Annotated in this window: 14 protein-coding genes; 4 read left to right on the top strand and 10 right to left on the bottom strand. The window is 70.7% G+C overall.

Annotated elements, in window-relative coordinates; genetic code table 11:
* Position 1: 1 nt before the first annotated feature.
* From I0C86_RS01165 to I0C86_RS01145, 5 genes are all read right to left on the bottom strand, one after another.
* Positions 2-1,114, bottom strand: a complete 1,113-nt coding sequence (locus I0C86_RS01165) for an ABC transporter permease (protein WP_196199275.1) — start codon at positions 1,112-1,114, stop codon at positions 2-4.
* A complete protein-coding gene (locus tag I0C86_RS01160) occupies positions 1,111-2,667 on the bottom strand; it encodes a sugar ABC transporter ATP-binding protein (RefSeq protein ID WP_196199274.1) in 1,557 nt (518 codons plus the stop codon). The genes I0C86_RS01165 and I0C86_RS01160 overlap by 4 nt, the downstream gene beginning before the upstream one ends.
* Before the next feature lie 42 nt (positions 2,668-2,709).
* Positions 2,710-3,747, bottom strand: a complete 1,038-nt coding sequence (locus tag I0C86_RS01155) for an ABC transporter substrate-binding protein (protein WP_196199273.1) — start codon at positions 3,745-3,747, stop codon at positions 2,710-2,712.
* A 12-nt stretch (positions 3,748-3,759) separates the two neighbouring features.
* Positions 3,760-4,491 (bottom strand): glucose-6-phosphate isomerase family protein, encoded by a 732-nt coding sequence (locus I0C86_RS01150; RefSeq protein WP_196199272.1) that lies wholly within the window; start codon positions 4,489-4,491, stop codon positions 3,760-3,762.
* A 180-nt stretch (positions 4,492-4,671) separates the two neighbouring features.
* Entirely contained in the window at positions 4,672-5,463 is a 792-nt protein-coding gene (locus I0C86_RS01145) for a GntR family transcriptional regulator (RefSeq protein WP_196199271.1), read from the bottom strand.
* Between the two features lie 86 nt (positions 5,464-5,549).
* Between I0C86_RS01145 and I0C86_RS01140 the strand changes: the two genes are divergently transcribed.
* Complete coding sequence (locus I0C86_RS01140) at positions 5,550-5,873, top strand: nuclear transport factor 2 family protein (RefSeq protein ID WP_196199270.1); 324 nt, start codon at positions 5,550-5,552, stop codon at positions 5,871-5,873.
* Positions 5,874-5,891: 18 nt separating this feature from the next.
* On the opposite strand, the gene I0C86_RS01135 is transcribed toward I0C86_RS01140, so the two are convergent.
* The 4 genes from I0C86_RS01135 to I0C86_RS01120 form a co-directional block, all read right to left on the bottom strand.
* Complete coding sequence (locus I0C86_RS01135; protein WP_196199269.1) at positions 5,892-7,454, bottom strand: toll/interleukin-1 receptor domain-containing protein; 1,563 nt, start codon at positions 7,452-7,454, stop codon at positions 5,892-5,894.
* A 171-nt stretch (positions 7,455-7,625) separates the two neighbouring features.
* Positions 7,626-8,216: a hypothetical protein gene (locus I0C86_RS01130; protein WP_196199268.1), complete on the bottom strand. Its 591-nt coding sequence runs from the start codon at positions 8,214-8,216 to the stop codon at positions 7,626-7,628.
* An 11-nt stretch (positions 8,217-8,227) separates the two neighbouring features.
* Complete coding sequence (locus I0C86_RS01125) at positions 8,228-9,103, bottom strand: ATP-binding cassette domain-containing protein (RefSeq protein WP_196199267.1); 876 nt, start codon at positions 9,101-9,103, stop codon at positions 8,228-8,230.
* Between the two features lie 250 nt (positions 9,104-9,353).
* The gene (locus I0C86_RS01120) at positions 9,354-10,127 is read right to left on the bottom strand and encodes an IclR family transcriptional regulator (protein ID WP_196199266.1); all 774 of its coding nucleotides are present in this window, start codon (positions 10,125-10,127) and stop codon (positions 9,354-9,356) included.
* 276 nt (positions 10,128-10,403) lie between these two features.
* Here I0C86_RS01120 and I0C86_RS01115 point away from each other — a divergent pair, with 276 nt between their 5' ends.
* The 3 genes from I0C86_RS01115 to I0C86_RS01105 all read left to right on the top strand — a co-directional run bounded on the left by I0C86_RS01115 (position 10,404) and on the right by I0C86_RS01105 (position 13,499).
* On the top strand, positions 10,404-11,369 hold the full coding sequence (locus tag I0C86_RS01115) for a MerR family transcriptional regulator (protein WP_196199265.1): 966 nt from the start codon (positions 10,404-10,406) through the stop codon (positions 11,367-11,369).
* 81 nt (positions 11,370-11,450) lie between these two features.
* Positions 11,451-12,578: a hypothetical protein gene (locus tag I0C86_RS01110; protein WP_196199264.1), complete on the top strand. Its 1,128-nt coding sequence runs from the start codon at positions 11,451-11,453 to the stop codon at positions 12,576-12,578.
* Positions 12,579-12,626: 48 nt separating this feature from the next.
* Entirely contained in the window at positions 12,627-13,499 is an 873-nt protein-coding gene (locus I0C86_RS01105) for a tetratricopeptide repeat protein (protein WP_196199263.1), read from the top strand.
* Positions 13,500-13,512: 13 nt separating this feature from the next.
* On the opposite strand, the gene I0C86_RS01100 is transcribed toward I0C86_RS01105, so the two are convergent.
* Positions 13,513-14,370, bottom strand: coding sequence for a hypothetical protein (locus I0C86_RS01100; protein WP_196199262.1), 858 nt, complete (start codon positions 14,368-14,370; stop codon positions 13,513-13,515).
* Positions 14,371-14,470 lie beyond the last annotated feature (100 nt).

Genomic DNA, 14,470 nt, shown 5'->3' with positions numbered 1-14,470 from the left:
GTCACGCCCCCCGGCGGACGAGCCGCCGCCCCTGCAACTGGTCGACGCCGACCGCGACCAGGATCAGCGCGCCGATCGCGACCTGCAACCAGAACGGGTCGATGCCGAGCAGGGTGCCGCCGTTGTTGAGCAGCCCGACGATCAGCGCGCCGACCAGGGCACCGAGCGCCGATCCCCGGGCACCGAACAAACTCGCCCCGCCGATCACACAGGCGGCGATCGCCTGTAGCTCGTATCCGGTGCCGGCGGTCGGTACGCCGTTGCCGAGCCGGGACGCCAGCAGGATGCCGCCGAGCGCCGCCAGCATGCCGGACAGGGCGTAGACGCTGAGCAGGACGGCGTTCACCGGTACCCCGGTGAGCCGGGCCGACTCCGGATTGGAGCCGACCGCGTAGATGTAGCGACCCCAGATCGTCCGGCGCAGCCCGAACCCGACGAGCAGTGCGATCAGTACCGTCAGCCAGATCAGGTTCGCGACGCCGAGGAACTCCCCGCCGGCTATCTGGGTGAACGAGCGCGGCAGCGGCTGGATGGTCCGGCCGTCGGTGTAGAGCAGGGTCAGGCCCCGGGCCATCCCGAGGGTGCCGAGGGTGACGATGAACGGCGGCATCTTCAGGATCGCCACGAGTACGCCGTTCAGCAGCCCGACCGCCGCCCCGACCAGCAGGGCGAGCACGACGGCCAGCAGCACCGGCCCGCTGCCGGCGGTGTCGAAGACCGCCTTCGCGGCGATCACTCCGGACAGGCCGACCACCGAACCGACCGAGAGGTCGATGCCGGCGGTGAGGATCACCAGGAGCTGGCCGATCGCGATGATCGCGTAGATCGAGACCTGCCGGCCGAGGTTGTCCAGGTTGGTTCCGGTCAGGAACGTGTCGGTGGCCAGGCTCAACCCGAGGACCAGCAACACGAGTACGGGCAGCCCGCCGAAGCCGCGTCCGAGCAGGGCGCCCAGCCCGAGCACCTCCTTCTCCGCCGCCGTGCCCGGCTGTCCACCGGCGGCCGGCTCCCCGTTCGTGGCCGCCGACTCGTCGGTGGCCGGTCCGGTGGGTTGTCCGGTGGCCGGCTCGGTGGGTTGTCCGCTGGCCGGGGTCGCGTTCTTGTCGAGGGTCATCGGGACTCCAGAGGGGCTTGCGCGGGCATCGGGGCCGACAGGTCCGCAGCCGACGTCGGTGGACTGGTGAGCCGGAGGATCTTCTCCTCGGTGGCCTCGGCCGCCGGCAGCTCCCCGACGATCTCCCGCTCCCGTACGACGACGATGCGGTCGCAGAGACCCAGCAGCTCGGGCAGGTACGAGGAGACGACCAGTACGGCGAGCCCGTTGCGGGCCATCTCGGCGATCGCCTGGTAGATGTCGGCCTTGGCGCCGACGTCGACACCCTTGGTCGGCTCGTCCAGCAGCAGCACCTTCGCGCCGGTGGCGAGCCAGCGGGCGAGCAGGACCTTCTGCTGGTTGCCGCCGGAGAGCGAGGTCACCGGGTCGCCGAACGAGCCGTACTTCAGGCGTAGGCCCCCGACCGCCTGCTCGACGTGCCGGCGCTCGCGGCTGCCGCGCAGCACCGAACCGCTGGAGACCTGGCCGAGGCTGGCGATGGAGACGTTCGCCTCGATCGAGAGCTGGAGCAGCAGCCCCGACTCCTTCCGGTCCTCGGTCACCAGGGCGACGCCGTGCCGGGCGGCGGCCCGGGGCGAGCCGGCGGGCACCCGCACCCCGTCGACCTTGACCTGCCCGCCCTGGACCGGATCGGCGCCGAAGACCGCGCGGACGATCTCCGAACGGCCGGCACCGAGCAGCCCGGCCAGGCCGACGATCTCGCCCCGGCCCACGGTCAGGTCGACCGGGGCGGCGAAGCCGGCGATCCGCAGCCCGCGTACCTCCAGCCGGGGCGGGCCGATCTCGTGTCGTACGCCGGGATAGAGGTTCTGGACCGGGCGGCCGACCATCGCCTGGATCAGCGAATCGTGGTCGTACTCGGCGACCGGCCGGGTCGCGACGACCCTGCCGTCGCGGAGCACGGTGACCCGGTCCCCGACCTCGAACATCTCCTCCAGTCGGTGCGTCACGTAGAGCACGGTGTGGCCGGCGTCCCGCAGCGCGCCGACCCGGTCCAGCAGCGCCGCCGCCTCCCGTTCCGACAGCGCGGTGGTCGGCTCGTCGAAGATGACCAGCTTGGCCTCGGTGCCGAGGACCCGGGCGATCTCGACGAGCTGCCGGGTCGCGGTCGGCAGCGCCCGGACCGGCTGGGTCAGGTCGAGGTCACCCAGGCCGACCCGGTCCAGGTGGTCCTGCGCGGCCCGGCGCTGCGCGCCCCGGTCGACGATGCCGAACAGCCGACGCGGGAACCGGCCCATGGTGAGGTTGTCCAGCACGCTGAGGTCCGGCAGCAGGCTCAGCTCCTGGTAGACGACGCCGATCCCGGCGTCGCGGGTCTCGACCGGTGACGGGCGCGACCCGAGAGCCCTTCCGGCCACCTGGTACTCGCCCCGGTCCCGGGCCACCGCGCCGGTCAACACCTTGATCAGGGTCGACTTGCCGGCCCCGTTCTCCCCGGCGAGGCAGTGCACCTCGCCGGGGAGCAGGTCCAGGTCGACGTCTTCCAGCGCCGTCACCGGCCCGTACGCCTTGGTGACCCCGCGCAGCCGTACCACCGGATCGTCGCTGCTCATGACACCTCCTCGAATCCTCCTCGGATTCTCCTCGGGTACGCCTCAGCCCTTGGTCTTCGGCGGGTTGAGCAGCGCCTGGAGTTCCTCGGCCTCGACGTTGCCCTTGTCCACCAGTACCGCACCCGGGTCGAGCCGCTGCGGCGCGTTGCTGCCGGCGACCGCCATCGCCGCCTCGACCACACCCTGGTACCCGAAGAAGAACGGGTTCTGTACGACGATCGCGTCGATCCCGCCGGACCGTACCGCCTCGATCTCGGCCGGGTCGGAGTCGAAGGCGACCACGGCGACCCGGTCACCGACGCCCTTCTCCTGGACCGCCTTGGCGGTGCCGACGCCGGAGGTGTTGTTGTCGGCGAAGATGCCGGCCAGGTCGGGCACCCGGGTCAGCGCGTCGTTGACCTGGCCGACCGCCTTGTTCAGGTCGTTGTCGTTGACCAGCGTCTGTACGACCGTCGCCTGCGGGCACTTCTCCGCCAGGCCCTGCTTGAAGCCCTCGAACCGGTCGATCAGCACCTGGATGCCGGAGACCGCGCTCTCGTGCAGCACCTTCCCGTTCGGCTTGCCGGCCTTGGTGATCAGCTCACAGAGCCGCTGGCCCGCCTGGGCGCCGGCCTTGACGTTGTCGGTGCCGATGAAGCCGTCGCTCTTGGTCTGCACCGCGTTGTCGACGATCACCACCTTGATCCCGGTGGACCGGGCCCGGTCGATCACCCCGTTCAGCGCGGTGGACGAGTTCGGCGCCAGGACGATCCCCTTGGCACCCCGGGAGATGGCGTCCTCGACCAGCCGTACCTGCGGTTCGATGTCGGCTTCCGAGGTGGGCCCGAACAGGTCCAGTTCGACCCCGAGATCGCCGCCGGCCTTCTTCGCGCCGGCCAGCATGGACTGCCAGAACTCGGATTCGGTCGCCTTCACGATGACGTCGATCTTCGTACCGGCGATTGCCGCCGTCGCGGCGTCACCGCCACCGTCGTCCGAGCCGGAACCGGAGCCGAAGGCCCGGCCGGCGACGACGCCGACGGCCAGGGTGACGACCGCGGCAAGCCCGGCCGCGGCGAGTGAGACGCTCTTCGTTGCCATGGGGGTCTCCTGTCAGTGGGGGCGGGCGGTGGATGCGCTGGTACCTGCCGGGGCGCCGAACGGGACGAGTTCGACGGTGGCCTCGGCTCCGACCGTCGTCTCGGCCTCGGCTCCGACCGTGGCCTCGGTTTCGGCTCCGACCGTGGCCTCGGTTTCGGCTCCGACCGTGGCCTCGGTTTCGGCTCCGACCGTGGCCTCGGTTTCGGCTCTGCGGGCCCGCAGGCCCATGCCGTGGGTGAGCACCCATCCGTAGTCGTGCCCGGCGCTGCCGGGATAGACGGCGAGGAACCGGTACGGCTCGTCGCCGACGTTGACGCTGCGGTGCGCCCAGCCCGGCGGGATGTAGCCGATCACTCCAGGGCTGATGTCCAGCCACTCGGCCCGGTCACCGTCGAAGAGCAGCAGGCCGCCGCGACCTTCCAGACCCAGGTAGATCTCGCCCTGCGGGTCGGGGTGCTGGTGTCCCTTGGTCATCCAGAACTCGCCGCCGGTGTCACCCGGAAAGATCGTGGTGATTGACTGTGGCAGCTCCCGGGCGGCCTCCGGCACCGGTGAGGAGACGACTGTGTAGACCACCGGGTCGCCGTCCGCGACGGCCTGTTCCCAGGCGCGGCGGTCCGCGAACAACCCCTCGAGGTCGGACATCCGCCGCTGAAGGGTCGGCCCCTGCGGTTCCAGGGTGCCGTTGTCGGCGCCGAACCGGATCGCGAAGGGCTGGAGCGGCGGGGTGGCGCTTGTACTCACGTCAGCTCCCGTTTCGGTCGTGTTTCCGACACTGTCGTCCTGTCATTACAGGATGTCAAGAGGTCGACGGAGATTGCCGCAGCTCCAGGCACCGCCGAGCGGGGGAACGGCCAGCCGTGGGACGGCGAGCGGATGGGACGGCCGGCCGTGGGACGGCGAGCGGGTGGGACGGCTCCGGGGTCAGGACGTGACGAGTACGAGCGGGGTGCCGGCCCCACCGCTGGCGGCGGCGCGGTTCAACTCGACCTGGAAGCGGCTGCGGTCCCCCCGGTGCAGCGCGAGGAAGCTCTCGACCGGGCGCCCCGACTCGCCAATGCTCACGCTCCGCAGCACCAGCACCGGATCACCCCGCCGGATGCCGAGCAGCCTCGCCTGGGCGGCACTCGCCACCGCGGCCTCGACGGAGCGGACGCCCCGGACCAGCCGCACCCCGTACGACGCTTCGAGCACCCGGTAGAGCGAACGGTCGGTCAGGTCCTCGTCGACCAGGCCCGGGGCGAGCGGCGCCGGAAGATGGGTCACGGTCCAGACCCACGGCTCGTCGTCGACGAACCGGAGCCGCTCCAGGTGGATCACCGGATCACCGGGCGACATCTCCAGGTCTGCGGCGACGGCGGCGTCGGCCGGCAGCACCTCGGCGCGGCGTACCTCGCTGCGCAGGTGGCCGCCCCGGGCGGCGACGTCCTCGAACAGCCCCGTCAACGACTGGACCAGCCCCTCGGCGGTCTTCGGGTGCGCGACGAAGGTGCCCCGGCCCTTGACCCGCTCGATCAGGCCCTCGTTCTCCAGGTCGGTCAGCGCCTGCCGGACGACGGTACGGGAGACGTCGTACCGGGCACACAGCTCGTGATCGCCGAGGAGCCGATCACCCGGCTGGAGCCGTCGCCGCTCGATGTCCCGGACTATCAACTGCTTGAGCTGGTAGTACATCGGCAGCGGCGAGCCGCGGTCGATCCGGTCACCTGCCTGCATGTCATGAGAGGATAACAGGGTCAGACGCGCGAACGGGGCGCGAACGGGGCTGACCGACGGCCCTCGACGGGCGTAGGTTCGCGCCCATGACCGAGGCCCTGGCGCGCGCCCACATCGACCGTTTCAACGCGGCCGTCGCCGATGGCGACTGGTCTTGGCTGACGACAAGCCTCCACCCGGACGCGGTCATGACGTTCATCGGCCCGCCGGTCGGCCCGTTCGTCGGCCGGGACGCCATCGCCGAGGCGTACGCGACGAACCCGCCGGACGACACGATGCGGGTCCTGACGGTACGCACCGACACGGCGGCCGAGGTGGTTTCCTTCGAGTGGTCCCGTGGCGGCACCGGCACGCTCATCATCCACCGCAGCGGCGACCAGATCACCAGTCTGGTGATCCAGTTCGACTGATTCCCCATCGGCTGATGCTCAGGGCGTCGATATCGCGTGCGCGACGCGGAGCACCCCGGCCTCCCAGCCCTCGGAGAGATCTACGTGGTGCAGGCTGCGGAGCGTCTCCCCCGCCCCGATCGGGTGGTCCGGCACCGGGCTCCCATCCAGGACGACGGGCAGGAACCAGCGCCGGTCACGTGGGCGCAGGCGCAGTTCCTCGATCGCGAGGATCAACTCTTCGTTCATATAAGTCCGGTCGCGGCGCGAGGACGCCGCCGAGAAGCACGCGACGAAATTAGCCCCCGCGCCGATCGCCTGCCTGATCCGGTCGGCCCACCGATCGCCCGGTACCAGGTGCGTGCGGTCCAGCCACACCTCGATGCCGTGACCGCGCAGCGCCGTGGCGAGCCGGTCGACGGCGGCCGAGTCCTCACGGACGTACGAGATGAAGACGTGGCGGTCCGGTACTGGCCCGGCGGCGGGGACGCTGGTGGCGGTGAGCCGCAGCACCGCGGTCGCCGCCGCCAGGAGCGCGGGTTCGGCACGAAGATCGGGATCGTGGACCAGCAGCGCCACCGGTGGCTCACCGATCTCGGTCCGGCTTCGGCTGTCGTCGGCCGGCGGATGGTACGGCCGGCCGAGCACGTCGCGCCAACCATCCGCCGACGCGTACGCCACGCGGAGTTCGGGGTCCCGCACCGCGCGGGCGAGGCCACGCTCCACCACCTCGGGGTTCGCGTTCTGCGCCCGGCCGACGAGACTCCCCAGGTCGGCGAAGGCCCAACGGTCGCGGAGCAATCCGAACAGGAAGCCGAACGGGAGCCCCGCGACACTCGCCCAGCCGATCACGAGGCCCATATGATCCACGAGACCCTCGGCGCTCTCGGTGCCCGTGTAGTAGGCGAGCAACCCCAGGATTCCGGTCGCCAGGATCAGCAGCGTCGCGGTGGCCAGGCCGAGCCGAAATCGCTGGGACCGCCGGCGACGTGGTCCCGCGCCCAGGTAACCGCGTAGCAGCACCAGCCACCCCAGCCCGGCCAGCACGACGAGAACGACCAGGAACACGGACCGGAGCCACAGGTAGAGGTCCGGCTCGTGGATCATCGCCAGTGGGCTCGGACCGCACCAGCCGGCACAGGCGGGAACCGCCGTCTTGGTCAGGAGCGTGAGTACGGAGGCGACCGTGGCCGTGGCGAAGGTGGTCCCCGTCAGCACGCGTTCGGTGCGGTTCTCGGCACGACCGCTCGGATAGGTGAGGAACAGATGGGTGCCGACGGCGAACTGCAGCCAGAGGGCCGGGGTGCCGACCAGGGTCAGGATCGCCCGACCCGGCAGGTCCGTGGGAGGCCGTACCCCCGTGCTGGCGAACGCCATCAGCGCCACGATGCCCATCACGGTCATCCAGAGACCGATCCGGCTACGCGGGCGGAGGGCCCACGCGGTGACGCCCGTGGCGACGTAGGCGAGGCCCACGGCGCAGCCGCTCCAGACCACCGGTCCGGACACCGTGCCATGGGCGAGTCCGAGCCACAGGTCGAACCCGGCCAGGCCGAGGCCCAGCACCGCGAGCGCGATCAGGCGCGGGTTCAGGATGCTCATGGCGGTCGCCCTCCGCGTCACGCGGGAGAAGACTGGAACTACAGTCTGGCGCGGCCGACCCCGACCGTCGATACCGTACCGAGCGCCGTCGCCGGGCTCGCCTACCTCGCGATGATCCCCGGTCACCGCGCCTGCGATCGGTCGACGCGTCAGCGCCCTCCCTGCCAGCGGTCAGTTGCCGGTGTGGTCGCGGCCCACCGCGACCATGGCGACGACGACCGCCATGACGGTCCAGCCGCCGGCAATGACGAGGCTTCGGGGGTCACCGGCGCCGGCGCCGAGGAAGGTCGAGAACGGCAGCGGGGCCCGCAGCCTGCCGACGAGACCCTCGACGAACACGAACCAGCACGCGGCACCCAGGAACAACCAGGTCGAGCGGCGGACGATCGCCGCTGTCGCGGCACCGAACACCGCCACGACGGGGAGCGTGGCCAACAGGTTCCCGTACCGGTTCGGGTCGCCGTTCAGGGCGACCGTGAGGCCGCTGACGGCCACGACCCCCACCGTCACGATCACCGCGGTGACCACCTGACCGACGAGCACCACGACACGCCTGGGCTTGGCGAGGTAGAGCAGGACGGCCGTCCGGTGCTGGTAGTGCTGGGACACGATCATGGCGGACAGCCCGTACGCCCCCATGCCAACCAACAGCGCCCAGGCGTCGCTGTTGACCGCGCCGAGCAGCAGTCCCACCACGCCGAATACGAGGATGGAGACCCAACTGGACCGGATCGTCGCTACTCGGTAGAGCTCGCTACGCACCAACGCCACCATCAGACGGTCGCCAGGTCGAGAAAGATCTGTTCCAGGTTCGGGGTGTCCACGGTCAACTCGTAGAGCGGCACCCGGGCGCCGAAGGCGACCTCACCGGCGTCCTCCGGGGTCAGACCCACCACCTCCAGGGCGTCACCGTTTCTCGTCACCCGTCCTCCGACGCTCTCGAAGACCTGCCACAGCCGCCGTTGGTCACGACCGCGCACCCGCAGCCGCTGGGCTGCGGCGCCGTAGAGGCTGGCCAGCGGGGCGGCACACCTGATCTGGCCTTTGGCGACGATCACCACGTCGTCGATGAGGTGAGCCAGTTCGGCCAGTAGGTGGCTGGAAATGAGCACTGTCCCGCCGCGCCGGGCGTGGTCGCGCAGCAGCAGCCGGAGCCACGCGATGCCCTCCGGGTCGAGGCCGTTCGCTGGTTCGTCGAGCACCAGTACCGGTGGGTCGCCAAGCAGTGCGGTCGCCACCGCCAAGCGCTGCCGCATGCCCAACGAGTAGCCGCCGCTGCGCCGGTCCGCCGCGTCGGTGAGGCCGACCTGGTCCAGCAGGGCGTCCACCCGGCCTCGGCCCGCTCCGGCGAGGATCGCCTGGGCGACGAGGTGTGCCCGACCCGTCTGTCCTGGATGGGCGATGCCCTGCTCGAGGACAGCGCCGATCTCCCGCGGCGGGTACCGGAGATCCTGAAACCGTTTGTTGTTGATCAACGCGCGGCCGGACGTCGGGCGGCTCAGGCCGAGCAGCATCCGCAGGGTTGTGGTCTTCCCGGACCCGTTGAGCCCGAGGAACCCGGTGACACGGCCGGGATGCGCCGTGAAACTGATGCCGTCCACCGCCCGCACGTGGCCATAGTGTTTGGCGAGTTCGAAGGTTTGGATCACCGGTTCTCCCGCAGCATCGACCGCGTCATCGCGTCCTCGATAGCCCCGTCGATCATCTCCTCCACCGTCCGGAGTCCCCTCCTGCGGCGCTACCGATCTTGGATCTTAGGCCGAGTCGGGTTCGAGGGTCAGACCGCGTGGGCCAGGAACCTGTTGAGCAGGTCGGGTCGGTATAGGAGCTCAGGTACCGGTTAGGAAGGGACCCTTCTTCTACAGAAAGCGATAAGAAGGGGCCCTTCCTTACAGCCGTTCAGCGGTAGAGGCTTTCGCCGAGTTCCTGTGCCGCCTCGCGAAGCGCCTCCACCGCCCGGTCCACCTCGTCCGGGCCCATCCGGGCGGTAGGTCCGGCGACGGTGAGTGAGGCGATCGGCGTACCGGTGCGGTCCGGCAGCGGTACGCCGACCGCCACCAGCCCGGGTTCACCCTCGCAGTGGTTGACCGAGTAGCCCTGGGCGCGGGTCTCCGCCAACTCCTCGAACAGGGAGGCCGGGTCGGTCCTGGTCGGATCGGTCACCTGCTCCACCGGCTCGCTCGGGTACAGCCGCTGCACCGCCTCCAGCGACATCCCGGCCAGCAGCACCTTGCCGCCGGAGGAGGCGTGCGCCGGCAGGCTCACCCCGGCCCGGGAGGCCACCCGGACCGCGTTCGTCGACTCGACGGAGTCGACGAACCGGACGTGGTTGCCCTCCAGGATCTGGAGGCTCGCCGTCTCGCCCGTCGTGGCCACCAGGCGTTCCAGGTACGGCCGGGCCTTGCGGCGGACGTCCAGCTTGGACAGCGCGCCCATGCCGACCTCGATCAGCACCGGCCCGGGATGGTAGGCCCGGGTGGTCGCGTTCTGGGCCGCGAACCCGCGGTAGACGAGCATCGCCAGCAGGCGGTGCGCGGTCGAACGGGCGACCTTCAGCTCGTTCGCCGCCTCCGCGACCCGGATGCTCGGCTTGGTCTGAAGAAGCAGCAGTAGCCGCAGGGCGTGGTCGACAGAGGCGATGTGATACGGCGGAACGGGCGCCTCATTCTTCATAGCAGAATGATAGCCGTCCATTTATCGCTGTGCAGACCCGTTCTTCAGGTTTTGGCCGAGGGAGTCATCTCGTCACGCACAATGGTCGGTCGGTGGGAGATTGTTCCATGCCACTGGCGGCCCGCTGCCGCCCGGAGTCGGCGGGAACGGAGCCGCCGGAACGGAGCCGCGGGAACGGAGCTGCGGGAACGGAGCCGGTGTCGAACGGAGTCGCCGTCGTTCTGCGGCCTCGCGCGGCTTGACCTGGACCTCGGGGTACGGGTTTAGCGTCGAGGCGTGCGAGCAGGAGAGTTGGCCCGGCAGGCCGAAGTGACGGTCCGGGCGTTGCGGTACTACGAGAAGGTCGGCCTGGTGGTTCCGGTCCGGCTGCCGAACGGTTACCGGGACTACGACCCCGTGGCGGTCCGCCAGGTACGGGAGATCCGGGAGCTGACCGGCCTGGGGCTGTCGGTCGAGGAGACCCGGCCGTTCGTGGAGTGTCTGGCCAGCGGTCACGGCTCGGGTGACGAGTGCCCGGCGTCGCTGGCGGCGTACCGGGACGCGATCGACGCGCTGTCCGCGCGGATCGTCCGGTTGACCCGGCGGCGGGACGCGCTGGCCCAGCACCTGCGGGCCGCCGCCGAACGGTCGATGCCGAGCGGCGTACGGCCTTTCGCGGCCGGCCACGGGCTCGACGGTCATCCGGTCCGGTGTGACCCTCCGATCCCCTCCGACGACGGCACGGCGGACCGCCTGGTCGGGGTACGCCTGCCCGGGGTGACACTGCCGGCCACCGACGGATCGACGGTCGGACTGGCGGCGTTGGGCCCCGGACGGACCGTGCTGTACGTCTATCCGCTCACCGGCCGCCCCGGTGTGGACCTGCCGGAGGGCTGGGACACGATACCCGGGGCACAGGGCTGCACCGCCGAGGCGTGCGGTTTCCGCGATCATCACGCGGAACTGATCGGAGCCGGCGCGGCCCGGGTCTACGGTCTCTCCTCGCAGCCCGGCCACTACCAGCGGGAAGTGGTCAGTCGACTGCGCCTGCCGTTCACCATGCTCGCCGATCCGGAGTTCGCGGTACGCGACGCGCTGCGGCTGCCGACCTTCTCCGCCGGTGGGATGACGCTGTACCGGCGGCTGACGATGATCGTTCGCCGGGACGTGATCGAACACGTCTTCTATCCGGTGTATCCGCCAGCTCAGCACGCCGGCGAGGTCCTCGGCTGGCTACGGACACATCCGGAAGGTACGCGGTGACGCGGGGCGCCGGCACGGGCTGACCGCAGTACCCGCAAATCCGGCCCGCAATCTGGCTGACCTGCGTAAAGTACGCCCTCGATGTCATCTGAGCCGGACGCCGGGCCACACCTGCCGGCCCAGGCGTCGGCACGTCAACCGGTGCTCGGGCTGGCCGGACTGGCCGTGGTCGTACCGTTCTTCTTCCTGCTCGGCTTCGCCCTCGGTGGCGCGGAGGAGTCGCTGCTGGTGCTCGGCCCGCTGGCCACCTTCGCCCTGCCGGTGATCACGACCGTCGCCTTCTGGTGGCAGGACTGGCCGGGCAGCCGACTCCGCTCCGGTTGGTCGGGCCTGACCGACACGCTGATCGTGATCGTCAGCGCGGTGGCCCTGACGATCCTCGGCCAGGCCGTGACCAGCCAGGTCGACCTGCGCGGCGTCTTCGCCGCCAACCCGGGACCGGGGCATCCGCCGACGTTCCCGGTGACCCTGGCGCTCGGCGGGGCCGCGTTCACATTTCTGCTGCATCTGACCCTCGTCGGTGAGGGTTGGCCAATGCGCCGGCTCGGCTGGTTCTGGGGTGGCACGACGGCACTGGTCGTAACGTTCGGGTTGGCCGTGGCGGCGTACCTGCTGCTGGTGAACCTCGACGACGTGCCGGCAGCGACGCGCACCGCCGAGCGGCTGCGCAACCCGGGCGGACCGGTTCCGGCGGCGCTGTACAGCGCGGCCCTGCTGAATCTGGGAGTGTGGCAGGTGGCGTTCTACGTCGCCCTGGGCGGCTGGCCGTTCACCCTGATCCGGCGGCGCGGCACCCGGATGGCTACCGGCAGCGCGACGCTCGTCGTCGGCGCCACCGGAAGCTTCCTGCTGCTCTGGTCCGTGGCCGGCTGGGGCCCGGACCGGATCAACGCCGTCGGCGGCACGACGATCGCCAGTGGACTGCTGGTCTCGATGCTCTTCGACGGTTGGCCCGCGAGCCGGCTGGCCCCGGCCGCGGCGCGGTGCTGCACCCTGCTGCTGATCGCCGTCGTCGCGGCCCTGCTGTACGCGGCGCTGTCGCGCTACGCCGGGCAACTCCACTGGCGCCGGGCGAATCCCGACGCCTGGGTCGCGCTCTCCGCGCTCAACTATCTCGCCCTCGGGATCGTCCTGCACGTCGCCGTCTGGCGGCGTTGGCCGGTGGTGCTCGCCTTCCGTGGCCGCCCTACCGTCGGATCCGGTACCTGATCGGACGGGGTACCGGGCGGCAGGACCGCGTGATCTACTCTGCCCTGCGTGACGGTCTTCCAGCATTCTTCCGACGACGACCTCGTCAAGCGGGCGTACCAGGCGTGGGACGCCGAGGAGTGGCAGCAGGCCGGGAAGTTGATGGAGACTGCTCTCCGTCGGGCACCCGACCGGCCGGGCAGTGAGAAGCTCTGGTTCGACGCGGCCCTGGCGTACAAGTTCCTCCGCGACTGGCCCAAGGCGTACGAGCTGGGCAGGGAGGCTGCCGCACGGGCGTCACGCGGGCAGCAGGACCCGGCGTTCTGGAACCTCGGCATCGCCGCCACCGTACTGCGGGACTGGTCCACCGCCCGGGACTGCTGGATCGGGTACGGCATCCCCCTCCCATCCGGCGAGGGCGAGATCCTGGTCGACCTCGGGATCACCTGCGTACGCATCGACACCGCGACGGGTCAGGAGGTGGTCTGGGCCCGCCGGCTCTGTCCGACCCGGGCCCGGGTCTTCACCGTGCCGTTCGATCCGAGCCGCCGGTTCGGCGAGGTGGTCCTGCACGACGGCGCTCCCAACGGCGAACGGATCGTCGAGGGGCAGCGCTATGCGGTCTTCGACGAGATCATGCTGTTCACCCCGTCGGACCTGGCCACGCTCTCGGTGACCGTGACGGCGGCAACGACCGACGACGTCGAGGCCCTGATCGAGGTCTTCTCCCGGCACGACCTCGGCGCCGAGGTGCTGACCAGTGGGGAGCTGCTCTGCAAGTGCTGCAGCGAGGGCTCGCTGCCCCAGGAACGGTCGATCAAGGCCGGCGAGCAGGTCGTCCTGCTCGCGGCTCCCGAGCACCGGGCCGTCGAACTGCTGGACGAGTGGCGCTCCGGCCGGCCGGACGGGCGGCAGTGGACCGGACTGCATCCGGCGACCTGACCCCGCCGCCGGGCTACCGCTGCCGCGAGTCGGATTCCTGGACGGGCTGCCGGTGCCCGGCGCCGTCCTCCTCGATTTCGCCGCCGTCCTCCTCGATCCCGCCGCCGTACTCCGGCGGAAGGTCGGCACGGAGTTGGGCCAGTTCCGTCGGGGTGCCGATGCCGGCGCGGAGCTGCGGCTGTTCGGCGTACCGGCGGATCGCCCCGGCGAGGAAGGCGGGCTGCACGTTCAGCAACCCGACCGGCAGTTCGTCGGTACGGGGTGGACCCACCGCCGGATGCCAGCCCCGGCGGTAGAGCGTGACCGATGAACCGACCCTGGCCGGCGGTGGTGGTCCACCCGGCGCCAGCTCGTCCCACGGGATGACGGTACGGTGCCGCCGACTCCTCCAGATGGTGATCCCGGTCGGGTCCAGTACGACGGTCGCGTGCCGGACGAAGGGCACGAGCACCCCGACCACGACCGTCACACCGAACAGCCCGACCGGGACGATGGCGGACTGCCAGTCGCCGAAAGCCAGCTCTCCACCGGGCGTGCGTGCGGCGCTCATGATGAAGTTGCCACCGGCCCAGAGCAGCAGGATCGACTGGGTTCCGGAGGTACGGGGAAAGGTCCCGGCCAGGAACCGACGCGCGGCGGAGTCGACAGCGAATCCGGCGGGACGCCGCCGCAGCGGACAGACGAACCGCGAGAAGACGACGTACGGGACGAGCACACTGGCCGCCGACGCCAGGAGATAGCCGAGATAGCCCAGCCAGGAGGGCTCGATCCGGTCTCGGAGCGGCTGCGCCCAGGCGGTCACCGCCATTGCCATCAGCAGAGCGCCGAAGCCGAGCGCCACGGCAGCGACCCGAACAACTCTGAGCGACATGTCGACAGCGTAGAGCAATCTGTCAATACGCTGGACCGCCGGCGGACCCTTCCATGCAGCCCGAACGCCCGAACGATGGGGGCGGCATCGCCGTGATTCC

Origin of the sequence: Plantactinospora alkalitolerans, assembly GCF_015690345.1 — a bacterium.
GTDB classification, from domain to species: domain Bacteria; phylum Actinomycetota; class Actinomycetes; order Mycobacteriales; family Micromonosporaceae; genus Plantactinospora; species Plantactinospora alkalitolerans.
Note: the sequence above shows the minus strand (reverse complement) of the source record. Positions and strands in the feature narration are given on the sequence as shown.